This is a genomic window from Leptolyngbya sp. FACHB-60 (genome assembly GCF_014695775.1).
Lineage (GTDB): Bacteria > Cyanobacteriota > Cyanobacteriia > Phormidesmidales > Phormidesmidaceae > Nodosilinea.
Map to the genome: position 1 here is coordinate 143,929 of NZ_JACJOX010000008.1, position 25,146 is coordinate 169,074.

14 protein-coding genes are annotated in these 25,146 nt (G+C 54.1%); 8 read left to right on the top strand and 6 right to left on the bottom strand.

Features of this window, described 5'->3' with window-relative positions:
• Positions 1-91: 91 nt before the first annotated feature.
• On the bottom strand, positions 92-1,111 hold the full coding sequence (locus H6F57_RS01985; protein WP_242025005.1) for an NAD(P)-dependent oxidoreductase: 1,020 nt from the start codon (positions 1,109-1,111) through the stop codon (positions 92-94).
• Positions 1,112-1,329: 218 nt separating this feature from the next.
• Between H6F57_RS01985 and H6F57_RS01990 the strand changes: the two genes are divergently transcribed.
• From H6F57_RS01990 to H6F57_RS27080, 4 genes are all read left to right on the top strand, one after another.
• Positions 1,330-1,854 carry a type IV pilin-like G/H family protein gene (locus H6F57_RS01990; RefSeq protein WP_190630603.1) on the top strand — a complete coding sequence of 175 codons (525 nt, stop codon included), beginning with the start codon at positions 1,330-1,332 and terminating at the stop codon, positions 1,852-1,854.
• A 240-nt stretch (positions 1,855-2,094) separates the two neighbouring features.
• Positions 2,095-2,844 (top strand): bifunctional demethylmenaquinone methyltransferase/2-methoxy-6-polyprenyl-1,4-benzoquinol methylase UbiE, encoded by a 750-nt coding sequence (gene ubiE / locus H6F57_RS01995; RefSeq protein ID WP_190630637.1) that lies wholly within the window; start codon positions 2,095-2,097, stop codon positions 2,842-2,844.
• Positions 2,831-4,075: a DUF445 family protein gene (locus H6F57_RS02000; RefSeq protein WP_190630604.1), complete on the top strand. Its 1,245-nt coding sequence runs from the start codon at positions 2,831-2,833 to the stop codon at positions 4,073-4,075. The genes ubiE and H6F57_RS02000 overlap by 14 nt, the downstream gene beginning before the upstream one ends.
• 668 nt (positions 4,076-4,743) lie before the next feature.
• Positions 4,744-10,950, top strand: coding sequence for a PAS domain S-box protein (locus H6F57_RS27080; RefSeq protein ID WP_199289934.1), 6,207 nt, complete (start codon positions 4,744-4,746; stop codon positions 10,948-10,950).
• 21 nt (positions 10,951-10,971) lie between these two features.
• On the opposite strand, the gene H6F57_RS02010 is transcribed toward H6F57_RS27080, so the two are convergent.
• The 3 genes from H6F57_RS02010 to H6F57_RS02020 form a co-directional block, all read right to left on the bottom strand.
• Positions 10,972-11,694 (bottom strand): phosphatase PAP2 family protein, encoded by a 723-nt coding sequence (locus tag H6F57_RS02010; protein WP_199289935.1) that lies wholly within the window; start codon positions 11,692-11,694, stop codon positions 10,972-10,974.
• Positions 11,695-11,782: 88 nt separating this feature from the next.
• Positions 11,783-12,607 (bottom strand): DUF1206 domain-containing protein, encoded by an 825-nt coding sequence (locus H6F57_RS02015; RefSeq protein ID WP_190630606.1) that lies wholly within the window; start codon positions 12,605-12,607, stop codon positions 11,783-11,785.
• A gap of 485 nt (positions 12,608-13,092) precedes the next feature.
• Entirely contained in the window at positions 13,093-13,251 is a 159-nt protein-coding gene (locus H6F57_RS02020; protein WP_190630608.1) for a YqaE/Pmp3 family membrane protein, read from the bottom strand.
• Between the two features lie 444 nt (positions 13,252-13,695).
• On the opposite strand from H6F57_RS02020, the gene H6F57_RS02025 reads away from it, so the two are divergent.
• Positions 13,696-14,715 (top strand): AI-2E family transporter, encoded by a 1,020-nt coding sequence (locus tag H6F57_RS02025; RefSeq protein WP_190630609.1) that lies wholly within the window; start codon positions 13,696-13,698, stop codon positions 14,713-14,715.
• Positions 14,716-15,062: 347 nt separating this feature from the next.
• On the opposite strand, the gene H6F57_RS28230 is transcribed toward H6F57_RS02025, so the two are convergent.
• Both H6F57_RS28230 and H6F57_RS28235 read right to left on the bottom strand, forming a co-directional pair.
• Positions 15,063-15,236 carry a zinc ribbon domain-containing protein gene (locus H6F57_RS28230; RefSeq protein WP_242025011.1) on the bottom strand — a complete coding sequence of 58 codons (174 nt, stop codon included), beginning with the start codon at positions 15,234-15,236 and terminating at the stop codon, positions 15,063-15,065.
• Between the two features lie 89 nt (positions 15,237-15,325).
• A complete protein-coding gene (locus tag H6F57_RS28235) occupies positions 15,326-15,478 on the bottom strand; it encodes a helix-turn-helix transcriptional regulator (protein WP_242025006.1) in 153 nt (50 codons plus the stop codon).
• Between the two features lie 705 nt (positions 15,479-16,183).
• Between H6F57_RS28235 and H6F57_RS02035 the strand changes: the two genes are divergently transcribed.
• The 3 genes from H6F57_RS02035 to H6F57_RS02045 all read left to right on the top strand — a co-directional run bounded on the left by H6F57_RS02035 (position 16,184) and on the right by H6F57_RS02045 (position 25,095).
• The gene (locus H6F57_RS02035) at positions 16,184-18,262 is read left to right on the top strand and encodes a peptidoglycan-binding protein (protein WP_190630611.1); all 2,079 of its coding nucleotides are present in this window, start codon (positions 16,184-16,186) and stop codon (positions 18,260-18,262) included.
• A gap of 122 nt (positions 18,263-18,384) precedes the next feature.
• On the top strand, positions 18,385-19,413 hold the full coding sequence (locus tag H6F57_RS02040) for a hypothetical protein (RefSeq protein WP_190630614.1): 1,029 nt from the start codon (positions 18,385-18,387) through the stop codon (positions 19,411-19,413).
• A 147-nt stretch (positions 19,414-19,560) separates the two neighbouring features.
• Positions 19,561-25,095, top strand: coding sequence for a caspase family protein (locus tag H6F57_RS02045; protein ID WP_190794967.1), 5,535 nt, complete (start codon positions 19,561-19,563; stop codon positions 25,093-25,095).
• Positions 25,096-25,146: the final 51 nt, after the last annotated feature.

The window sequence follows — 25,146 nt, forward strand, 5'->3', positions numbered from 1 at the left end:
GGGGATGGCAGGGTGAGGACGATGAGGGAAAAGAGAACTCAGTTTACTAACTCTCCAACCTTCCTCATCCTCCTTATCTCCCCTACCCTGCTCACCCTCTAATCTTCTTCCGCCGCTTCACCCCAGGCAGACCGTGCACCCGCATCAGATCCGCCAAGGTCGAGCAGTAGGGCTCCATGCCAAAGCTAGCGGGGCTGACGGCTCCGGCGTAGACGAAGTGGCGGTAGTGCAAGCAAAAATAGTCCCAGGGAGCCATCTGCACTCGAAACAGCTTAATTAGCACATCGGTCAGCCACATCGACAGGGGAATGCGAAACCAAATGCGCTGGCCAAAGTAGTCGCAAATTTGCTCGACGGCCTGGTTCACCGTCAGCGGTGGGTTGCCCAGCACGTACTCGCGGTAGCCCTCGGTCGAGGGGTGCTCGACGAGATAGTTCACCACTGTGCCGATATCCTGGGCATGGGCGAAGTGAAACCCCGCATCGGCCCGAAAAAAGCGCGCCAGGCCGATCCAGCGGGTGACATCCTGGAGCCCGGCCGAAATAAAGGAGTAGGGCTTTTCTTTATCGCCGCCAAACACTAGGGTAGGAAACACCGTCGTAATTTTGTCGTAAACCGGCAGCTCGCCCAGGCGGTGGTGGCATTCGTACTTGGTGCGAATGTAGTCGGTGCCAATTTCCCCGGCTTCGGGCAGGGGTTCGCTGCGCTGGCTCAAAATGCTGGCAGTGGAAAAATAGATCACCTGCTGGCAGCGATCGCGATCGAGGCGGGCCAGTAACCCCAGGTTGGCCTCAACGTTGATCGCTTCTACGTAGGCGGGGTCGCCGCCCCAGGCCGCAGCGGTCAAGATGGCGATGTCGATGGTGGGCAGCAGATCGGCAAAGGGCTCCATATTTTCGAGGCCACCCTGGAGAATGTGCACCCTAGGGTTGCCTTGCACCGGTAGCTGTAGCTTCTCGGGGTAGCGTAGCAGCAAAAATAGTTCGTAGCGATCGCTCTCCAGCAGCAGCTCCAAAATGTAGTGGCCAATGCAACCGCTGGCCCCCGTCATAAACACACGTAGGCGGGCAGGGCTTGGGCCGGTAGAGAAAAGGGTGTCCAAATCGCTCAAATTCAACAGCTATAGTCAGACAGTTTAAACGGTTTTGGTAGAGCTAAGCGTTTGTTCAAGGCTGAAGGGCTTACCAAAGCCTAATTTCTGCCTTTAGGTTCCTTATTGCAGTGGCCCACAGCCGCTTTAAAGGTTAGATAAAACCCAGCAAAGTTTCCCGGTTTTCTCCGAAAAATTGCGTAGACGGTATGGCGTTTTCTACTCTATTTTTCGTTGCTATGGTTGACCTTAGTGGCTACAGGTTTGCCCGTCGCCTATCCTCTGTCTTTGCCCAGAGGGAGCGGGGTTTTACCCTAATTGAGCTGATGGTTGTGGTTGTGATCCTCGGGGTCTTGGCAACTGTAGCCCTGCCCAGCTTTCTCAATCAAGCGACCCACTCTAAACAGGCCAGGGCGCTGAAATATGTTGGCATGGTCAACCGAGCCCAGCAAGCATTTTTTGTGGAAAATTCTCGCTTTGCTATTTCTACTACCGAGCTGGGCTTTACCAATGAGAATGCTCCCCTCGACTACACCTATACGATGACCGCCGGGGTGAGCGGTTTCGAGATTACCAGCACCCAGGCCATGCCTACCAACCCGGCGCTACGAGGCTATGCTGGGGTCGTCTTTGCCACCGTTGACCCCAGCGGCTTGGCTAGACTGGGCACGGTTATCTGCCAGGGCGCTACTGCAGATGTCCCAGCCCCAACGCCGATCACGGTGGAAGGGCAGGTGCAGATCGCCAACTGCAATACGCTATAGCGCTGCGCTGAGGGACGGGGGTGGCAAGCCATGGGGTATGAGCTGTAGGCAGACAAGTTCGATCGGTGGGGCAGAAGCTCGCGCCCTAAATTTTCAACCTTGCACCCTCAACCTTGCACCCCTAACTTTCCACGGCTGACCCAATTGCGATCGCAGATGTAACAAACACTACAAACTATCGTGGCTGAGGGCCGGGGGCAGCGCTACAGTAAAGGTTACTCTTCTTCTACTGCACTCACCGTGGGATTTGCCCAGCCACCCTCAACCGCCCCACCTGCCGCCCCCCCGACTGCTGCGGATATTCAGAGCCTGTTCGATCGCATTGCCCCGGTATACGACAGTCTCAACGAACGCCTCAGCTTTGGGCTGCACCGGGTGTGGAAGCGCATGGCCGTGCGCTGGAGTGGGGCTGCTCCGGGGCAGCAGGTGTTAGATGTCTGCTGCGGCAGCGGCGATCTGGCGCTATTGCTGGCCCACCAGGTAGGGGCGGCGGGCACAGTCTATGGCGTCGATTTTTCGGCGGAGCTGCTGGCGGTGGCTGAGGAGCGCTCGCGCCGTGCCCACCTGCCTGCTCCGCTGCACTGGGTGCAGGGCGACGCTCTGGCCCTGCCCTTTGAGGCCAACACCTTTGATGCCGTCACCATGGGCTATGGCCTGCGCAACCTCACTGATATTCCCCAGGGGCTAGCCGAGCTGCGGCGGGTGCTCAAGCCCGGTGCCAGCGCTGCCATCCTCGACTTTCATCGACCCCAGGGCTGGGTGGCCGAGCAGTTTCAGCGCTGGTACCTAGAGGCGCTGGTGGTACCCACCGCTGAGCAAATGGGGCTAACCGACGAATACGCCTATATTGGCCCCAGCGTCGATCGCTTCCCAACCGGGCGAGAGCAGGTGAAACTGGCCCGCCAGGCCGGGTTTGAGCAGGCCGTTCACTACCCCATTGCCGGGGGGCTGATGGGGGTGCTGGTGGTGAGTCGTCATGACCGGGTCTGAGCTGTGGCTATTGCTGGCGCCGCCCATCGTGGGCGGCATCATTGGCTATTTCACCAATGACATCGCCATTAAGATGCTGTTTCGCCCCTACCGCCCCATCTACTTGGGCAAGCGGCAGCTGCCCTTTACCCCAGGGCTGATCCCTAGCAACCAGGAGCGACTGGCCCAGCGCATCTCTGACACCATTATGGGGTCGCTACTCACCCCCCATGAGTTACAAAATCTGGCCCGGCGGCTGCTGCAAACCGATCGCACCCAGGCGGCCATCAAGTGGCTGTTGCAGCTCGCCCTCGACCAGGTGCAGAGCCGCGCCCAAGACCGCACCGCCAAAATTGCCGGGGCGATTTTGCAAGACCTGTTTGGCAAATCGCTGCCCCGCCTGATTCGCGTTTGGGCGCGGCGCGAAGACTTTTTAGAACCTCAGCTCAACCAGCTGTTTGACCAGGTGCTGCTCGACTTTAAGCTCACGGCTGACCAATCTGACCAGATTGCCACCTGGCTGCTCAGCGGTGTGTTCCCCCCTGACAAGCTGCGCCAGCTAACCGTCGACTTTCTCACCGATCGCAATATTCAAGTGATCGATACCATCTTTCGGGAGCGCACCAGCGGCACCTACTGGGTGGTAGCCAACCTGTTTGGCGTACGCAACGCCCTGAGTCGCCTGCGGGCCTTTTGCCTTGACGAGCGGGAGGTGAGCAACGCCCGCATTGCCGAGCTGGTGGTGGCCCTTCAGCTCAAAAAGCGCTTGAAAGAGTCACTTCAGCGGGTGTCGCTGCAAAATCTGCCCGTATCGACGGTGCGCCAGGTGCGCCGTAACCTGCGCGAGTCATTGCAGGGCTACATCCGCACCCTGGGGCCAGCGTTCGTCAAAAACCTAGGCAACTCGGTCAACTGGGAAACGTTGGCCACCCAGCTGCTCAACCGTCTGCAAAATTCTGAGGTGATCACCAAGTCGTTAGATCCGGTGAGTGAAGAGCTGGCGCTGATTTTAGAACGCTACCTGGAGCGCGACCTAGAATCGCTGGTGGCGCAAATTATTCCGATTCTGAACATTGACCAGGTGATCATTGACCGGGTGCGGGGCACCTCGGCCAAGGAGCTGGAGCTGGCGATTCAGGGCATTGTGCGCAGCGAGCTTCAGGCGATTGTCAACCTGGGCGGCATTCTAGGATTTGCGATCGGACTACTGCAATCTGGGTTTTTCTATTTTCAGCGCTCCGGTGGCGTTTAGCGATCGCGGTTAAGCCCATAGGTAGAGCAATCCCTGGGTGTTTGCTATAGCCACAAAAGAGCCCAAAATGCCCAATGCGCTCAAATTTTGACATTTTGGGCTTTTCTAGCCCATGCACCTGCTCTACCTCAAAACCGCTTAAGCTAGGACTGGCGGTTAGAGCATTGCTCCCTCGGCAACGGTAGAGCTGTGCGTCGGTGAAAACTGGGTTGCTTTGGGTTGCTTGACGTTTATCTATCTTCAGACAGATTCTTGCTGTTAACCTTAAAACGAGAATGAATAAACCCTCTGAGGGAACTATAGCCCCTCTTTTAGGCTTGCTTGAGAGACTTGCGTTCAGCTAGTCAATCTTTCCTTTAAAACACCCTTTTTTTAAAAGTCAATACTCAAACCATTACTTACAGGTAATTTAGGACCAGCAGCTGGCGGAAACCGAGAGCTGGAAAATGCCTCGATCGCTTCCATCGCCCAGCCGATGCGAGGCTGAAGCTCCTAATACTTGACCAAGCTGATTGTGACCAGCTCTAGTGGTTTAGGGTTTGGAGGTGTTTGGTTTGAGGCAGGTCGAGAACCTGAAGCCTTGAACCCCCCACCCACTAGTCATCTTTGGCTTGGCAGACGACTAGTTGCCCCTGGCTCATTTGGGTATGGATAGGAGAGAGCTGTCAATGGTTCAGCATCAGCAGGCGGCTGATCATCTGTTTGGGGGCGGTGGTGAGATGGGAGCCCTGATGCGCTCCTACGACTGGTCAAAAACACCGTTTGGCCCAGTTGAGCAGTGGCCGCAGAGTCTGCGATCGAGCCTGAGCATTTGCTTGAACTCTCGCTTTCCCATGGCAATTTATTGGGGGCCAGACTGCTGCTTGCTCTACAACGACGCTTGGCGACCGATCGTGGGAGATAAGCACCCCTGGTCGCTAGGTCGCCCAGCCGACGAAGTCTGGCCCGAGATTTGGGGCGATATCAGCCCAGATTTTGCCAAGGTGTTTGCCACGGGCGAGGGCGTCTTTTACAGCGACACGCTGTTAGTAATGCATCGGTTTGGCTACGACGAAGAATGCTTTTTTGACTATACGTTCAACCCCATTCAGGGAGAGGGCGGCAAAATTGACGGCATTCTCAACGTGGTTAGTGAGACCACCTATCGGGTGTTGAACGATCGCCGCGCCCAGCTACTGCGCGAGCTAGCCTCTCGCACCGGCAGCGCCAAGACCGTTGACGATGCCTGTGCCCTGATGGCTGAGGCGATGAAATCTGGCCTGGCAGACGTTCCGCTGGCGCTGCTCTATATTGTCAACGCCGATGGCAAAAGGGCCTGCCTCTGCTGCCGCCCTGAGTCTATCTTGGGGTTGCCCACAATCCCTGACTCAGTTGACCTAACGGTTGAGGATAACCCTGGGGGCTGGCCGATCGCCTCAGTTGCACAGACCGGCCACTCTCGCACCATTGATGGTCTAGTCAGCCGCTTTGGCCACCTGCCGGGCAGCCCCTGGCCGGAGCCTCCCCAGGAGGCCATGGTCTTGCCCCTCCTGGTGCCGGGGCAGGCCCAAGCCGTGGGGGTGCTGGTGACAGTGGCCAACCCCCGCCGCCGGGTAGACGCGGTCTATCGCGATTTTTTTGAGCAGATGGCAGGACAAATTGCGGCGGCGATCGCAAATGCCCGCTCCCACGAAGCAGATCGACGGCGGGCCGAGAAGCTGGCCGAACTCGATCGCGCCAAGACCGTCTTTTTCTCGAATGTGAGCCATGAATTTCGCACGCCGCTGACCCTGATGCTGGGGCCAGTGGAAGAAGCCCTGCAAGATACCCACGATGCCACCCAGCGGCAGCGGTTAGAGCTGGTCTACCGCAACGCGCTGCGCCTGCAAAAGCTGGTCAACACCCTGCTTGATTTCTCTCGCATTGAGGCGGGGCGAATTGAGGCCAGCTATGAACCCACCGACCTGGCCCTGCTGACAACGGATTTGGCGGGGGTTTTTCAGTCGGCGGTAGAGCAGGCCGGGCTGCGGCTGAGTGTAGACTGCCCTCCCCTGGCGGCGCCCGCCTACGTGGACCGCGACATGTGGGAGAAGATTGTGCTGAACCTGCTCTCTAACGCTTTGAAGTTTACCTTTGAGGGCGAAATTGCGGTGGCCCTGCACGGTGACCCAGACCAGATTCAGCTAGAGGTGCGAGACACGGGGACGGGCATTCCACCCGAGGAGCTGCCCCATATTTTTGAGCGCTTTCACCGCGTGCAGGGGGCTAGAGGCCGCACCCACGAGGGCTCGGGCATCGGGCTGTCGCTGGTGCAAGAGCTGGTGGGTCTGCACGGTGGCACCATTGAGGTCACCAGCCAGGTCGACCAGGGCACCTGCTTTACCATCACCATGCCAGCCGGGTTTGAGCATTTGCCCAGCGAACGTCTACGACGCGGCGAAGCCGAACGCATCAACAGCCCCCGCACCCGCCTTTCCACCGCAACCGGAGCCACCCCCTACCTAGAAGAAGCCCTGCGCTGGCACCCCACCGAGCCGAATGAACTATCTCCTAACTCCCCCGCCCTCCCCAACTCCCCCGCCCCCGCCCGCATTCTTCTGGCGGACGACAACGCCGACATGCTCGACTACGTTAAGCGGCTGCTGAGCCCGCGTTACACCGTTGAGACGGCCAGGGATGGCCGAGCCGCGATCGCCGCCATTCGTCAGCAGCGCCCCGACCTGGTGCTGACGGATGTGATGATGCCCGAGATCGACGGCTTCGAGCTGCTACGACAGCTGCGGAGCGATGTCCAGACCCAGGAGCTGCCGATCATTTTGCTGTCGGCCCGCGCGGGGGAAGAGTCTCGCATTGAGGGCCTGACCGCGGGGGCCGATGACTATTTGATTAAGCCGTTTTCGGCCCGAGAGCTGTTGGCCAAAGTTGAGGCAACGCTCAAACTGGCGCAGTTGCGGCAAGCCGCTAAAACCACCCTGCAACGGAGCGAGGAGCGATCGCGGCTGGCCATTCGGGTGGCGCAGTTGGGCACCTGGCGCTACGACCTACGCACCGATCTGGTCGATTTAGACGAGCGCATGCAGGAAATTTGGGGTGAGTCAGCCACGTCGCTGCCGATCCTCCAAGTCAGGGAGCGAATTCACCTCAACGATCGCGATCGAGTGATTAGCGCTGTCAGTGCAGCCCTAGACCCATCATCGGCGGGCAGTTACGAGATTGATTACCGCATTGTGTGGGACGACGGCACCGAACGCTGGATTATGGCCAGTGGACAGGTTCTTTTTGCGGGGGAGGGCGAGTCGCGGCAAGCGGTTGAGCTAATGGGCACCGCCCTCGACATTACCGAACGCAAGCAGACCGAGCTGCTGCTAGCGGAGCAAAAACGCTTGCTAGAGCTGGTTGCCTCGGGGCACCCTCTGGAGGCTTGCCTGACCGCCGTCTGCCTCACTGTGTCGCAGCTCAATCCTCTGATTCGGGCTGGTGTGCTGCTCAGCGATGCTCAGCAGCAGCAGTTTGTTGAGGCAATTACCCCAGACTTTTCGCCGTCTTTTAGGGCCGCAGTTGAAGGCATGCCCATCGACGACCTCCGCATTGGCACCTGTGCAGCAGCGGTTTACGACGGGGAGCCGGTCACCTGCACCAACGTAGCTACCGACGATCGCTGGCCGCCGGCCTGGCGCGACCTGTGCCTGGCCCACGACATTCGGGCCTGCCACTTGACTCCACTGCTCGACCTGGAGGGGCTGCCCGTGGGGTCACTGATGCTCTGTTTTGACCAGGCTCGACAACCCACCCCTTGGGAATATCAGCTGGCCGACTTTGGCACCCAGGTGGCCCGCATTGCCGTTGAGCGCGATCGCGCCACCCTAGCCCTGCGCGACAGTGAGTACCGCTATCGCACACTGTTTGAGTCGATGGAGCAGGGCTTTTGCGTCTGCGAGCTGCTGTTTGACGACAGCGGCACCCCGACCGACTATCGCTTCCTAGAGGTCAACCCAGCCTTTGAAACCCTGACCGGGCTGACCCAGCCGGTGGGCAAAACGGCGCGCGAGCTGGTTCCCGGCCTGGAAGATAGTTGGGTCGAGATCGCCGGCCGTGTGGTGCAAACCGGCGAACCCCAGCAGTTTGAGCATGAAGCCAAAGCGCTCGGTCGCTGGTTTAACGTCAGCACCTTTGTGATTGGCGCACCCCAGAGCCATCGATTTGCCATTTTGTTTACCGACATCAGCGATCGCAGAATGTTGGAGCGAGAGCGGGAACGATTTCTCGCCGCGAGTTCAGATCTACTGATCATTATCAGCACTAATGGCTATTTTCAATGGGTAAGCCCAACTTTCGAGCGAATTTTGGGTTGGACGACCACCGAAATGCTATTTCGCCCTTGGTCTGATTTTGTCCACCCCGACGACATTTCAAAGTCTGCGCAGGAAGCTGGCTCTGTGTTCTCGGGCAACAAAACCCAGGCTTTTGAAAACCGCTATCGGCACAAAGACGGCTCCTACCACTGGTTTTGTTGGAATGCCCAGTTTTACCCTGACGAACAGGTGATGTATGCCGCTGCCCTTGACATCACCGATCGCAAGCAAATGGAATCGAATCTGCGCGAGAGTGAGGAACGCTTTCGCAGCATGGCCGACAACGCACCCGTCATGGTTTGGGTAACAGACTCGACCGGCTACTGCACCTACCTCAGCCAAAGCTGGTGTGACTTTACCGGGCAAACCGAGGAAATCGGGCTAGGACTGGGTTGGCTAAAAGTGGTTCACCCAGACGACCAAGCGACATCTAACCAAACGTTTTTAAGTGCTAATGATCGCCAAGCAGGCTTTCAGCTGGAATATCGCCTGCGAGCCAAAGACGGCACCTATCGCTGGGCGATCGATACGGCCAGCCCCTGGTTTGGGGCAGATGGCCAGTTCAAGGGCTACATTGGCTCTGTGCTCGATATCAGCGATCGCAAACAAGCAGAAGAAAGTCTGCGGCAGCGCGAAACCGAGCTGCGGCTGGTCACCAACACCGTGCCAGCGCTGATTGCCTTTATTGATGCCGACCAGCGCTATCGCTTTAACAACCAGGGCTACGAAGACTGGTTTAACCAGTCTGCTACCGACCTCTACGGCAAGCAAATTCGCGAGGTGGTAGGAGACGCCGCCTACGAAAACGTGCGCCCCTACATAGAGCAGGTGCTGGCTGGACAGCAGGTGACCTTTGAGCGGTCGATCCCGTTTAAGGACGGCAGCCTCCGCTACGTGAGCGCCACCTACGTGCCCCGCGTCAACGACCAGGGTGTCGTAGAAGGGTTTGTGGCGCTGATCAACGATCTCAGCGATCGCCGTCAGGCCGAAGAAGCCCTGATTCAAAGCGAAGCGCGCTACCGCTACCTGGTCGAGTCGATTCCGCAGCTGGTGTGGACGGCTAACGCTGAAGGGGTGCTGATCGACGCCAACCAGCGCTGGTGTGACTACACCGGGCTCACCCTAGAGCAGCTCGAAACCGCAGGCTGGCAGGCCGTTGTGCATGCCGAAGACCTTGCCCTGCTCAGCCAAAACTGGGCGATCGCCGAGCAACAGGGCACCAACTACCAGGCCGAAGGCCGCATGCGCCGAGCCGATGGCGTCTATCGCTGGCACCTGCACCAGGCGGTGCCGCTCAAGACGAACCAGGGGCAAATTCTCAAGTGGTTTGGCACTGCCACCGACATCGAAGACCAAAAACAGCTAGAGCAGCAGCGCAGTCAGCTCCTCCAGCAGGAGCAGGCCGCCCGCGCTGCCGCCGAAGCCGCCAGCCGCACTAAAGATGAGTTTCTGGCAGTGGTCTCCCACGAGCTGCGGTCGCCCCTCAACCCCATTCTCGGCTGGGCCACCCTGCTCAAAAACGGCACCCTAAACGAAACCAAAACCCAACAGGCGCTCTCGGTGATTGAGCGCAACGCCAAGCTACAAGCCGAGCTGATCGATGACCTGCTCGACGTGTCTCGCATGCTGCGGGGCAAGCTCCAGATCTCGGCTAGCCCGGTCAATTTGGCCACCACAGTCCGGGCCGCCATCGAAACCGTACGCCTGGCGGCAGACGCCAAATCAATTCATATCGAGGCCCACCTGGAGACTAACGTGGGCCTGGTCTCAGGCGATACCACCCGGCTCCAGCAGGTGGTGTGGAATCTACTATCTAACGCCGTTAAGTTTACCCCCGCCGCCGGGCAGATTGAGGTGCGCCTGATCCGGGGAGACGCTAACCAGGCCCAAATCATCGTCAAAGACACCGGCAAGGGCATTGTGCCTGAGTTTTTACCGCTGATTTTTGACTACTTTCGCCAGGCCGATAGCGCTACGACCCGCCAGTTTGGCGGGCTGGGTCTGGGTCTGGCGATCGTGCGCCACCTGGTCGAGCTGCACGGCGGCACCATTCAAGCGGCTAGCCCTGGCGAAAACATGGGGGCGACCTTCACGGTCAGGCTACCGACCCTAGCCCACCAGCCCCAAACTCAGCCAGATCACCCCTTCGAGCAGCCCTCGCTGAGCCTGCCGGGCACCCAAATCTTAGTGGTGGATGATGATGTAGACACGCGTACCTTCATTACCTTTTTGCTAGAACAGGCCGGGGCCTGCGTCGTCGCCGCCGCCTCGGCCCAGGAAGGCTTAGCCGCCCTCAGGCAGGCTCAACCCCAGGTTTTAGTCAGCGATATCGGCATGCCAGACATGGATGGCTACATGCTGATGCAGCAGATTAGAGCGCTGCCAGCCGACCAGGGCGGACAGGTGCCAGCGATCGCCCTAACCGCCTACGTCCGAGAAACTGACCAAGAGCAGTCCCTCACCGCTGGGTTTCAGCGGCACATTTCTAAACCGGTAGAACCTGCGACCCTGCTGCGGGCGATCGCCGAATTACTCCAGGCCTAATGCCCTGGTTGCCTGCCAACGCTAAATTGCGTCTTCCACCCGTTTGAGGGCCACAATCACCGTCGTCAGCCACAGCACACCCACGATGCCCCCCACAATCACGTCGCTGGGCCAGTGGGCACCCAACACCAGGCGTGAGCTAGCAATCATGCCAATCCAAAACACTGCACCGAGGATGATCAGCAGCCTTTCAAACCAGCTGCGCGAGGCTCGGCACCACAGGTAGGCCAGCAGCCCATAAACCGTAATCACTACCACCGCATGCCCCGACGGAAACGAATGCAGACCCGAGGCCGCAACTCCGCCAGCCACCAAATCGGGCCGCTCTCGGTTCCAGTAACCCCAGCCAATCCACACCAGCGTAAATTGCAGCCCGTAGGCGGCCATCATGGTGGCGGCCAGCAGAGGGCGCGATCGCGCCACCATCACCCCCACAAATACACCCACAATGGGCAACATGCCGAGCAAATTACCCGGCGATTCCCAGGTAATCGATCGCGAAAAACTCAGCGGCAGTCCCTCAGCCAGCACCGGCAACAGTCGCGCATCCCAAGCCTGTAAACCCTGGTCAACCTGCCCCTTAGCCCAAACGGTGAGTGTTAAAGTGACTAATGCACACAGCCCCAGACCAATAGCCAACGTACCAGCCCACCGCCGCCACACCGCTTGGGGCACTTTGCGACAGTCTTGCCAAAACCGATACCAACCCTGTCTAAACGTTTGAGCTGTTACCCAACGTGCCATGCCGCGTTCAACTACCCGTAGCCACAACTAGAAGGGGTGTATAGTAGCACCTCTACTCGTCAGCGATATATCTAGATGCAGCGAGTTGCTAAGGAGAAATGCGGCGATAGCGAGCCTGAACCTCAAGATGAATGCCGTAGGCAACCAGGCCAAGGGCAACAATCCCCATCAGCCAAGCTCCATGGGGCTGTTGCTGAATGGCCTGTAGAGCGCTTTCAGTGGTGCCAGCCTGACTGGCATCGGCCGCCCGGGCTGCCTGAATAAAGAAATAGCCGATAATAACAGCGACAATTCCCTTAGCAGCATAGCCAAATCGGCCAATGCGCGTGATCCACTTCTCGGTGCTGGCGCTCATTTCAGATAGCTTCAGCTTGCGGCGAAACTCGGTAGAGTAAGCCCGATAAAACGAATAAAACCCGTAGGCCACACTGGCTACGCCAACGGCAGCTACCAACCACCGACCAAAGGGTTGAGAGAGCAACGTGGCTGTTTGCTGTTCACTGCCACCCCCGCCGCCACCCGACGAACTGCCAAAGACTAGCTTTAGCGCAGAAAAGGCCAAACCACTGTAAATTAGTCCGCTAACCGCATAGGCCAAGCGTCTGCCAATGGCCGCTGCCCCACTGTCTTGGTGCTCTGGATCTTTGATCGCCTGCACAAACTGCCAGAGGACATACCCTAGCAATCCCAGGGCTACTAAAAAAAGCATGAACTTGCCAAAGGGTTGAGATGCGATCGCCTGAAAAGCGCCCTCGGTGCCCGTGATTCTCCCACCCCAGTCAAAGGCAGCCATAACAGCCAGCAACCCAATAATCATGTAAACAATTCCCTTGGCAGCGTAACCAAATCGCGCTAAGCGTTCGATCCACTTTTCAGGCTGTTGTCCTTGAGGGGTCAATTCTTGAATATTCATTGGCATACCTATACGGTTAGCTTTCTGGCTCTAAATAACACTGCCAAGAGAAGTACTTCTTTACAGATTCTGAAAAACCTTTGTTATTAGCTTAAATGTACTCTACTGAAGGTAATAGATAAATCAGCCTGAACCATCATTCCCACGTTAGAGTTCGCAGCGGTGATGCGTCTATCTTTTGACATTGCCGGAGCAGATTAACCCATTAGCTCTAACATCATTTTTTCCAATGTCAACAAGATATCAGCCCATCGGTTACAACCAAAGACTGACGACCAGCAATTTTTTGAAGTAAAAAAGCAAGCCGAGTTAAGCAATATTGCAGATAAGGCTTCAAAGTTCAAGCCAGAGCTTAGTTTCGCCCAGCGCCTAAGCCATCAGAAGTGAATAATCAAAGGTACTACTTAAGAAAATGTAGTCAAAAAAAGACCTTGCTTTCGCAAAAGCAAGGTTCAGCCGCAGTATAAAAAGCCTACGGAAAAGGCTTACCGCTTCACAATAATCCAGACGGCATGGATAATACCGGGAATATACCCTAAAAGCGTAAGCAAAATGTTGATCCAAAACTGAGTGCCAATCCCTTCCTGAAGAAAAACTCCAAGGGGTGGCAGAAAAATGGCCGCTATAAGCCTCACAATATCCATAGATTCTCTTAGCCTAATCTTTATCTGTCTTCAATTAAAGAGCGTTTGCATAAGTATGGCATCTGCCTTTGGTTGTTACCTCTGTCTATATAAAGGCATAGCTGGGTCAATATAATTCTTGAGGAAGATGACTATTCAGCCTCAAGAACCATAAATTTTATATAGAAAGGTAGGTTTCGGATTTAATTTGGGGTTTTGGTTCGTTAGAACAAAGTCATATTTCTACGCACAAACAAAGCTTTTGGCAAGAATAATTACCAGACACTAAACTTGCAACCAGATCGATTATTCGTTTGTGCATCACTAGCGAAACTAGGCATAGCATCTTGACAATCAATATATTTTTTAATGCTCCTATATCGGAACAATAGAGTTGCGCGATTCATGAAAATTTAAGTCTTTCTAAATAACCTTAACTGAGTTTTTATTGTAAGGAATCCTTAAGTGATTTTTAGCCAGTGGTTAAGCTTAGTACTGTTAGGAATCTGTCTCTATATTTTTTGGCAGATTCGTAACGTACTGCTGCTGGCATTGACAGCGATCACCTTTGCCGTAGTGCTCAACCGCGCAGTCAGACTTCTGCAAAAACGAATTCCCGATCGCAGAATAGCCGTTCTTATCTTAACCAGCGCTGTTCTACTACTTATAGGCTTATTCGGGATCATCATCGTTCCCCCCTTTATCGCTCAGCTCCAAGATTTGATGGGTCTTGCAGGCCAAGTTGTTGACCGATCGCAATCTTGGATCATGGCTTTAGGCAACATTGTGCCAGGTTTTGCTATTGAGGACCTTCGAAGCCTTGAAGCCATCTTAGGTCAGCTTCAATCATTAAATCTGGAGATCCTATTTGGCCGTTTTTTGGTGTGGTTTTCTAACACCTTAACTGTTGTATTCAACCTGCTTTTGGTGTCGGTCGTTATCATTATGGTGCTATTGAACCCAATGGCCTATCGGAGACTTTTTCTCAAAGTCTTTCCATCATCCCGAAAACAGCAGATTAGTCGCGTGCTAGATGGCTGTGAAGAGGCGATCGCAGGCTGGTTCATCGGCATCCTCTTCAACATGACAATCATCGCTCTAATGAGTATGATCGGCCTTTGGATTCTAGGCATCCCCCTAGCCTTCGCCAATGGGTTACTGGCCGGGCTACTTGCATTCATCCCCAACCTTGGTCCTTTCATCAGCGTGATTCCACCCGCTGCGATCGCGCTACTCGAAGGACCCTGGAAAGCGATCGCAGTAGTTGTGCTCTACATCGTGATTCAGCAGATTGAGAGTAATATTTTGACTCCGCTGGTCATGAAAAAGCAGGTTTCTCTGCTGCCAGCCGTAACGCTGTTATCTCAAGTGGTTTTTGCCGCATTCTTCGGCTTTTTGGGGCTGCTATTGGCCCTACCTCTAACCTTGATTATTCAGAAATGGCTGGACGAATTTTGGGTGAGAGGCTTTCTAGATCAGCATTAACCCAATTGCCTATAGTTAACAAGCAACCACAGCAATCAATGATTTTTAGAATCGTGAACTACTCTTTATCCTAGGATTGCCTAGCAGCAGCCAAAAGCCTCTTGCAGGTATCTCAATATGTCGAGTAACAGAGTATTCGTCGTCTTAACAAATTCTTGTCATACAATCAAAAACCGCTAAACCCATTGATGGGAAAGGGTTTTAGCGATTGCTGCGCATCCTATTCTCGTTAGCAAGATTAACAGGATATATGTCGCCTTCCTGAAAACTAACAAATTAACTGTCGTATTTTAGATGCTACTATCTAGCCAGCTTTAACAGAATAAGCGTCATGTATTGAGGGAGTCTTACATTTTAATCTCAATGAAAGTTAATCGACTTTGACTCCCTCTATAGGATTTACCGCAGTAGGGACAGAACCTGAACTTGAGAGAGGCGATAGGTTCGTGGCAACCTGAGCAGCGATCTTGCAGCTTGCTTCCACAAGCGAAGCAGTGCTTTGAATGTGGAGTCGTCCACATCGGATCGGGTGATGTTCCGGACACCCAACACTGGGAGCAGAACTTGAGGGCTGAGATTTCTTCCACAGTCCTTCCCTGACAGATCGCATTCAAATAGTCCACTGAAATACCCAGAGCATGGACCAGACCGCTTTTAGCTTCTGCTTTAGCCGTGTGGTTTGACCGCGCTCAATCTTGCCTACACTTTGAGGATGGATTCCGGCCTTCTCCGCTAACGCTTTTTGGCTTAGACCCAGGCTCATCCGCTCCCGCTGCACATAGACCGCAAGGGTTTCTTCAGGGCTTGGGGCTAAGTTTTAACCCAAAGGGTGCACTGAAGTATAGATATAACGCTCTTCAAGAACTCTAGCGGTAGGTAATTTAGGGTGTAAGGGCTAAGAGCTAGGCAGACGTGATGACAGCGCCCCGAATGGCCAGGCTACTGTGAGGTTTGTAGACGAATATTGCGAAAGTTACCGTGACTTACTTTTTGAAGTAAGAAGCATTCAAGCATCTGCACCTGAGAAAGAAAGGCTGTAAGTGAGGCTTATGTCAGGCATAGCAAGAGGCTCAACCTTTTAGCGAGAACAAAATGTATCCCACTACACACTCTTAGTCGCAAGCCCAGAAGAGCCGCCCTGCGTGTAGTTCCTCTAGCGCGAATATAGTAGTGGAAGCTATGATATTCTAGGTTTTCTGCACCTGCTAAGTCTTGTGTTCCCTTCTGTGTTTGGTTTCCAAGTACTCTACGTCATCTATTGGGCTCCATAAACCTAGAGATTCTGAACTGACTCAAACTAAAATCTGGAGCGATTATCATTTGGCTCTAGATTTTAAGTTCACGCTGCCTTCAAAAGTAGCTTCTTGTTTTTTCAAGGAGTTCGATGTGGGTTGCAAAGTATATACATTCAATATCTTAGCCATTTTGGTTAGGAACTAATCGACTTGTCAATTTATTCGAGGCGATCATGGAAGACTTAACTGTTGATCCAGAAACTCTGTTGCAGGACTTTGAATTTGAGTCTGAAGCGGAGATTAACCAGGTTGAAGCCACAGCAGAAATTGTTTCAACTCGCTCTTTGACGCCGGTTCCACTGGCTAGTGCAGCTGGATGTTCGACTGCGATCGCAAATGGGCTATCTCAGCAGCTGATCTACCAAATGAATTTGCTCTCACCCAACATTATGGTGAGCTTTGATGATCTGAACGTACAGCTAGATCAGGCAGCCTTCCCCTTTCTCCAGCCTGATGCTAAAGAGTCTTTACGCAAGGCGATCGCTGATCGAGGGCAACCGATGAAGATTAGCTCGGGATACCGCACTATTGCTCAGCAGCTCTTTCTCTATAACCGTAGAAATGGTGGTGGGGGATGTGGGCTAACGGATGTAGCAAAGCCAGGAAAAAGTAATCACCAGAGTGGTATCGCCTTAGATGTTCATGACCACCAAGCGTGGTGTCCATACCTAGAACGCTATGGCTGGAAATGGTTAGGGGCTAGAATGCCAAGTGATCCCTGGCACTTTGATTATGTGGGTGGCAGAGTCGTGGATATTCGGACTACAGCTGTCAAAGCCTTTCAACAGCTTTGGAATAAGAATAACCCTGGAGACAAAATTTCAGAGGATGGCCAGTGGGGTGACCAAACTCAGAGCCGACTTAACAAATCTCCGGTGCGTGGCTTTGCGATCGCACCTTGGGATGCTAATCCCAGGACTCTAAAACTCTCACGACCTTCTATGCAAGGTTCTGATGTTCAAAAATTGCAGCGGGCTCTGATTGAACACGGAGAAGACATCACCTCTGATGGTGACTTTGGGCCAGGTACTGAGGCTGCCCTAAAACGAGTACAAGAAAAGCTTGGGCTTACACCCGATGGCGTAGCTGGTTCGCAAACTCTGGCTCAGGTTCTAGGTCAACAGGGTGCGACTGAGACTAATAAGCCTGTAACCTCAGATGTGCTTGAAATAACCCCACCCCTTGCCTCTAAACCAGAAGTACCCGCGCAAGCAGAGGCGATCAGTACCACGCTCAAAGAGGGCCAGGTGGGCCTGGAAGTAGCAGAAATGCAAACGTTACTGGCCAGCAAAGGTTGCTATGCCGGAGAGTGCGATGGTGACTTTGGCCCCAAAACTAAAGCTGCTGTCGAGGCCTTTCAACGTCAGGCTGGGTTGACTGCTGACGGGGTAGCTGGGCCACAAACGTTGTCGGCTCTAGGTTATGCCTACAAGGCTTCTCCTAGAACGGTGGATACGGGGCTGTTCGCCGTTGACCTGGTGGCTCAAATTTTTCAGGGTACTCCACGAGCCAATATTGAGACGTATTTACCACCAGTGTTACGGGCATTAGAAAAGGTTGGTTTGGGCGATCGCGATATGGTGCTGATGGCCTTAGGCACTATCCGGGCAGAAACGGGCAGTTTCGTACCTATTAGTGAGTATCAGTCTAAATGGAATACTGAGGATGGTGGTCGTCCCTTTGGCAAGTATGATTTCAGGCTCGAGGATTTGGGAAATAACGCTGTTGGCGACGGAGACAAGTACAAAGGTCGAGGCTTTGTACAACTTACAGGCAAGCACAATTACGGGAAATTCAGTGCTGAACTAGGATTAGGCGATCGCCTCCTAAATGAACCCGATCTAGCCAATGATCCTCAAATTGCAGCTGACCTCTTGGCACTCTTTTTGAAGAGCAAGGAATCCCCTACTCGCGTTGCGCTTGCCCGTAAAGATTATGCAAAAGCACGCCGATTTGTTAACGGAGGTCATCACGGCCTTGACGCCTTCACCCAAGCTTTCACCACTGGGCTAGCGCTGCTGAAAGGCAATGTTGCTACAACTTGCCCGACGCTCCAGCTCACGACTCCCAATATGCAAGGGGAATGGGTGCGCAAAGTGCAGGCAGCGCTGAAAGCCGATGGCATTGCCGTGACAGTCGATGCTGTCTTTGGCCCTGGCACTAAACGAGCGGTTGAAGAGTTTCAGCAAAAATATGGTTTGGTGGCTGACGGTGTTGTTGGCCCCAAAACTTTAGAAAAGCTGGGAATCTAGATTTAGCAGCATGAGCCTGGCTGCAAACTCGGTAGCCGGGCTCACAGACAGTTTTCTACATTTTTTCTATTTCAAACGCAATGTAGTTCATTGTCCATTGCCACACTAAAAAAGAGAGCACTATGGAAGGCCGATCAAGGGACATTAGTAAAGACACCTGTTGGTTTGTTCCACTTGCTGAGCTGGATAATGCTGAAGGGGCAAGACTTCAAAGAGCATTTTCACCGCTAGCACCCACAGATAAGTTGGTTGAAGCTGGTGGGGCTTTTACTATCACGTTAGAAACGTTCTTAGTTAATAAGAACTATGACGGCGAAAAGAGTGGAAATGATCTCTTAGTTAAGTCGCAGGTTAGATACGGCAATGAACCTGCGACAGAGGCTATTAACTTTTTCGGAATGGATGTGCCAGCAGGGAAAGTGAAGGATAATTTAGAGTTTGAGCATGTGTTTTGTAAGGAGAATCATTCTCTCAAAAACCGAGTCTGGATTGAAGTATCTATCATAGAGGTTGATAAAGGCCTAAATGATGAGACAGCGGTTCTTGCCGAACTTAGCCAAATGAACAAGCAGTTTGGAGCAGTCTTTCCCACCTTGATTCCCTTTGCTGGGCCTGTCAGCAATGCCGTGCTTGGACTGGCTAAACTTGCAGCCTTGCAACAACAAAACCAGGTTGTATTCAATAGCCAGGTAGATTTCTATGGGCTCTTTCCTGATGGAGAAGCGAAGTTACGCTGTGGAGCCTACATCCTTTTTAATCAACCTACTGAAGCAGTGAAGTATCGGCTAAGAGGGCTGCATCTAGAGTACTTCGCAGTGGCTGACAGAGAGTTGCCCATACAGGATGACTATGTAGTCATCAAAGTTGTGCCAGTACTGATTAGCTCTGGAGATAGCCAAGAGCTGCGGAAGAATCAGCAGGTGGCCGCTATTCTCAATCATGCGCAAATTACGGATCCTCAAGGTGTCCGGGTTGAGCAGAGAGAGGTTTTGAAGGATATTGTTGGTGATGCTCTGAAGTTTCAAGATTTGGGAAATTTCATTGATCTTAAGGAAATGAAGGAATTGGGTAGTCCACTGAGTAACCAGCAGATGGAAACGTTCGTTGAATTGAGCAAACGGTTAAGAGATATCCTCAACGCGCTGAAGTAAGTCAGTATGCACACCAGAAGTGAGCTGTGGTGCAGCCATTCAATTTGCGCAGATGGCAAAAATATTGCTAATCGTAAGCTACCTGCTCCATCAAGACGCATCGACTAACTAAGGTCCATTTAGCGCCTGGGCACAAAGGGCTGTGATATGAAAAATTTTGATCGCAAACTAGCCATTGTCATTGGCATTAATCAATACCATCACGGTATTGCCCCTCTGCAAACGGCGGTGCAAGATGCCCAGGTGCTGGCAGCGACGTTGAAAAACGACCATGGCTACCAGGTGGTTGAGCTCCTGGATGAGGTGGCTACCCTAACGGGGTTGAGGCAGCTGTTTAAGGAAAAATTGCCTCAGACCGTTACTGACCAAGACTGTTTGCTGATCTATTTTGCGGGGCACGGCATTGCCAAGCAGGCCAGTCTTAACGCGTCTAAAACAGGGTCACCAGAGACGGAAGGGCCAATGGGCTATTTGATTCCTCAGGATGCGAGACCGGAGGATGAGAGCACTTTTTTGCCGATGCAGAAAATGTACAAAGCTCTAGAAAAATTGCCCTGTCGACACTTTTTGCTGATTTTAGACTGTTGCTTTGCGGGGGCGTTTCGCTGGGCTAGCACGCGGGATTTGGTGGTGCCAGAGCGCATGTATCGCGAACGGTTTCTGCGGTTTCAAAGCGAGCCTGCTTGGCAGGTACTGACCTCGGCTTCCTACGACCAAAAGGCTCTGGATATTTTGCGCGATAACCGAGGAACGACTCAGGGCGATCGCGATCATTCCCCCTTTGCGATGGCATTGTTTGAGGCCCTAGCGGGTAAGGCCGACCTAATTAGCGACCAGGTGATTACCGCAACGGAGTTGTACCTTTATCTACGAGATTCTGTAGAGACGAAATCTAAAGAACGGCAGACACCGGGACTATGGCCGTTGCCAAAGCACGATCGCGGCGAATTTTTCTTTCTCGCTAGCGATTTCGACGCCGAAAAATTAGAGCCGGCACCTACCCTCAACCCTGATAACAACCCCTATCGTGGTCTGCAAGCCTACGAAGAACGCCACGGCAACCTATTTTTTGGCCGAGACAAGCTGATTAAGCGCCTATATACCGACCACATCAAAACGAATTCGCTGACAGTGGTGGTAGGGGCTTCGGGCACCGGAAAATCGAGCCTAGTGAAGGCGGGGTTGGTGCCTTTTCTCAAGCGGGCATCTTTTTTTGAGCGGCGGCGGGAGTTTAAAGATACTGAGGTCTGGGTAACCGAGTCGTGGGTGACACTACCAACTTTGCGACCGGGCAACGACCCGCTATCGGCGCTGGCTCAGATGATGTTGCCCTTTGCGCAGGAGTTGGCAGAGACGGTAGCCCTCCACGCAGAGGCGTTAACTGCGTTGACGGCGTTTCAAACGGTGGTCCAGGCGCGGCAGGCTGACCTGTCGAAGTCGTTTCTCAAAGCTTGGAACTCTCTAGAGCAACGACCCAAAGCCCAGATGACGTTGGCACTGGAGTGGGCCAAAACCCTGGAAAACTGGCTGACCCGACACTCATCCGAGGGCTCGACCAGAGTTGGAGAGGCTGACCAGGCCAAGCTCAATGCCCTGATTAGTGCAACCCAAGCTTATGTGCAACACCTGACCCAACAGCTGAAACAGGATGACACACTGCTCAAGACGCTGTTGAGCGATTGGTTAGGCCAGAACCCGCAGAGCCACCTATTGCTGGTGGTCGACCAGGCTGAAGAGCTGATTACCCAAGTGCGGGATGAGGAGGTTCGTCAGCGGTTTGTTCACCATCTAGAAAGTGCCCTGGCTGCTTTTCCGCAGCGACTCCATGCGGTGCTGACGGTGCGGATGGATTTTGAACCGTTGGTGATGCAGTTGTTTAGCCAGCCGTGGCAAACAGGTTGGACTGAAAAGTATCGCCTGGTGGTGCCGCCCATGACGCAGGATGACCTGCGGCAGGCGATTGAAGGGCCAGCCAATGAGGCGGTGCTGCACTTTGACCCCGCCAGCTTGGTGGATGAGTTAATTAACGAGGTGGTGCAGATGCCGGGGGCGTTGCCGCTGCTGTCGTTTGTGCTGAGTGAGCTATATCTGAAATGTGCGGAGCGGTGGCGGGAAGACAAGCCCGACCGTGCTCTGAAGCAAAAGGACTATGAGCAGCTTGGTAAGGTGAGCGGGGCTTTGCGCCACCGGGCCAATGCGGAATTTGATGCGCTGGATGAGGTGGGGCAACGCACGTTGCGCAACATTATGCTGCGGATGGTGGTGTTTGAGGGTGGAGAACTGGCGCGGCGGCGGGTGCCGAGAACGGAGTTGGTTTACTCAGAAGCGAGGGAGAATGAGCGGGTTGAGGCAATTTTGAATCTGCTGATTGAGCAGCGACTGGTGATGGCGGGGCGATCGGCAGACGGGGAATATGTGGAGCCAGCCCATGATGTTTTGGTGCGGGGATGGGAGAAGATTGCGGAGTGGCTGAAGGAAGAGGTTGAGGTTCAACGGGAACCAAGCATTAGAGAACGTCTTTTAAGCGACGTTTTTCTGAAGCAGGTTCGTAAAAACAGGAAGAAATCAGAAATAGTCAAACAGCTCAAGTTTGATCCAACCTTGCAGCGTCATGTAACGGAAGCCTCAGAGCAATGGTTATCTAATCGCGGTCAGAGGAGAGAGTATGAATATCTTTGGACGAGGGATCCTCGTTTGGCACAGTTAAGACAGGTGCAAAGACAACAGGGGCACGAAAGCAACTGGCTAAATCAGCAAGAGAATGGCTTTGTCAAAAAAAGCATTGACCGCAAGGATAAATTATTTCAGCGGTGGGTATTGGGAACAACTGGTGTTTTAGCTGTGATCATTTCAGTGGCGGGGATAGCAGTTTATCAAGGTGCTCAGGCTGTTAAGGAGTCTAGGAAGGCCCAACGACAAACAGTGCAGACTTTAAACCAAGCGGCTTCGACGTATTTGGCATCTGATAAACCTTTTGAGGCTCTATTAGAAGCCACTAAAGCAGGGAATTTAATACAACAAAACTCTTATTTTGAAAAAGATCATGAGTTGATTGTTCAAATATGGGCTCAACTTTACGCTTCTGGGACACGAGTCAAAGAAATTTCTATTTTCCAAAACATTCGGGATTTTAAGTTCAGCCCTAATGGCCAGTATTTAGCATCAGGGGGATATGACGGGGATGTGAAGCTGTGGCGAACTGATGGCACAGTGGTCGCTCTACCCGACAACCAGGATGAAGGGGGAGTTGGGCAACTCACGTTCAGCCCCGACGGCCAGTATTTGGCATCAGGGGGAGATTCTGACGGGGATGTGAAGCTGTGGCGAACCGATGGCACAGCGGTTGCTCTACCCGACAACCAGCATGAAGGGGGAGTTTGGCAGCTCACGTTCAGCCCCGACGGCCAGTATTTGGCATCAGGGGGAGCTGACGGGGATGTGAAGCTGTGGCGAACTGATGGCACAGCGGTCGCTCTACCCGACAATCAGCACGAGGGGGAAGTTAGGCAGCTCACGTTTAGCCCCGACGGCCAGTATTTGGCATCAGGGGGAGCTGACGGGGATGTAAAGCTGTGGCGAACCGATAGCACAGTGGTCGCTCTACCCGACAACCAGCACGAGGGGGAAGTTAGGCAACTCACGTTCAGCCCCGACGGCCAGTATTTAGCATCAGGGGGAGCTGACGGGGATGTGAAGCTGTGGCGAACTGATGGCACAGTGGTCGCTCTACCCGACAACCAGCATGAAGGGGGAGTTTGGCAGCTCACGTTCAGCCCCGACGGCCAGTATCTAGCATCAGGGGGAGCTGACGGAGATGTGAAGCTGTGGCGAACCGACAGCACAGTGGTCGCTCTACCCGACAACCAGCATGAGGAGGAAGTTGGGCAGCTCACGTTCAGCCCCGACGGCCAGTATTTGGCATCAGGGGGATACTCTGACGGGGGCGTGAAACTGTGGCGAACCGATGGCACAGCGGTCGCCCTACCCGACAACCAGCATGGGGGAGTTGGGCAGCTCACGTTTAGCCCTGACGGACAGTATTTGACATCAGGGAACTCTGACGGGGTCGTGAAGCTGTGGCGAACCGATGGCACAGCGGTCGCTCTACCCAACAACCAGCATGAGGGGGGAGTTTGGCAGCTCACGTTCAGCCCCGACGGCCAGTATTTGGCATCAGGGGGAGATTCTGACGGGGTCGTGAAGCTGTGGCGAACCGATGGCACAGCGGTCGCTCTACCCGACAACCAGCATGAGTCGGGAGTTGGACAGCTCACGTTCAGCCCCGACGGCCAGTATCTAGCATCAGGGGGATCTGACGGGGATGTGAAGCTGTGGCGAACTGATGGCACAGCGGTCGCTCTACCCGACAATCAGCATGAGTCGGGAGTTGGACAGCTCACGTTCAGCCCCGACGGCCAGTATTTGGCATCAAGGGGAGCTGACGGGGATGTGAAGCTGTGGCGAACTGATGGCACAGCGGTCGCTCTACCCAACAACCAGCACGAGGGGGAAGTTTGGCAGCTCACGTTCAGCCCCGACGGCCAGTATCTAGCATCAGGGGGAGCTGACGGGGATGTGAAGCTGTGGCGAACTGATGGCACAGCGGTCGCTCTACCCGACAACCAGCATGAGGGGGGAGTTTGGCAGCTCACGTTCAGCCCCGACGGCCAGTATTTGGCATCAGGGGGAGCTGACGGGGATGTGAAGCTGTGGCGAACTGATGGCACAGCGGTCGCTCTACCCGACAACCAGCACGAGGGGGAAGTTTGGCAGCTCACGTTCAGCCCCGACGGCCAGTATTTGGCATCAGGGGGAGCTGACGGGGATGTGAAGCTGTGGCGAACTGATGGCACAGTGGTCGCTCTACCCGACAACCAGCATGGGGGAGTTGGGCAACTCATGTTCAGCCCCGACGGCCAGTATTTGGCATCGGGGGGAGATTCTGACGGGGTCGTGAAGCTGTGGCGAACTGATGGCACAGTGGTCGCTCTACCCGACAACCAGCATGAAGGGGCAGTTAGGCAGCTCGCGTTCAGCCCCGACGGCCAGTATTTGGCATCAGGGGGAGCTGACGGGGATGTGAAGCTGTGGCGAACTGATGGCACAGCGGTCGCTCTACCCGACAACCAGCACGAGGGGGGAGTTAGGCAGCTCACGTTCAGCCCCGACGGCCAGTATTTAGCATCAGGAGGCGATGAAGGGGTCGTAAAACTGTGGCGAACTGATGGCACGGTGGTCACTCTACCCAACAACCAGCATGAGGGGGCAGTTAGGCAGCTCACGTTCAGCCCCGACAGCCAGTATTTAGCATCAGGAGGCGATGAAGGGGTCGTAAAACTGTGGCGAACTGATGGCACAGCGGTCGCTCTACCCGACAACCAGCATGAAGGGGGAGTTTGGCAGCTCACGTTCAGCCCCGACGGCCAGTATTTGGCATCAGGGGGAGCTGACGGGGATGTGAAGCTATGGCCTTTGGAATTCAGCTATCTAATGGAGAAAAGCTGTGATTGGTTGCAGTTTTATATCAACGCACATCCCGAAGAAAAAGAAGAGCTTTGTCCAGAACCAGCTGTCTCTGAATCTGACAATAAACAGATGACCACTAGCTTTTCAGGCGTTCCAGAGCAGTTATCACAAGCCGTAGCCAAACTTTCCTTGCCCAACATCAGAAAGCAAACTTGATTTGCACTCCATTAAAAGCAATTGCCTTTAAACCTTTTAGTCCCGAGAACT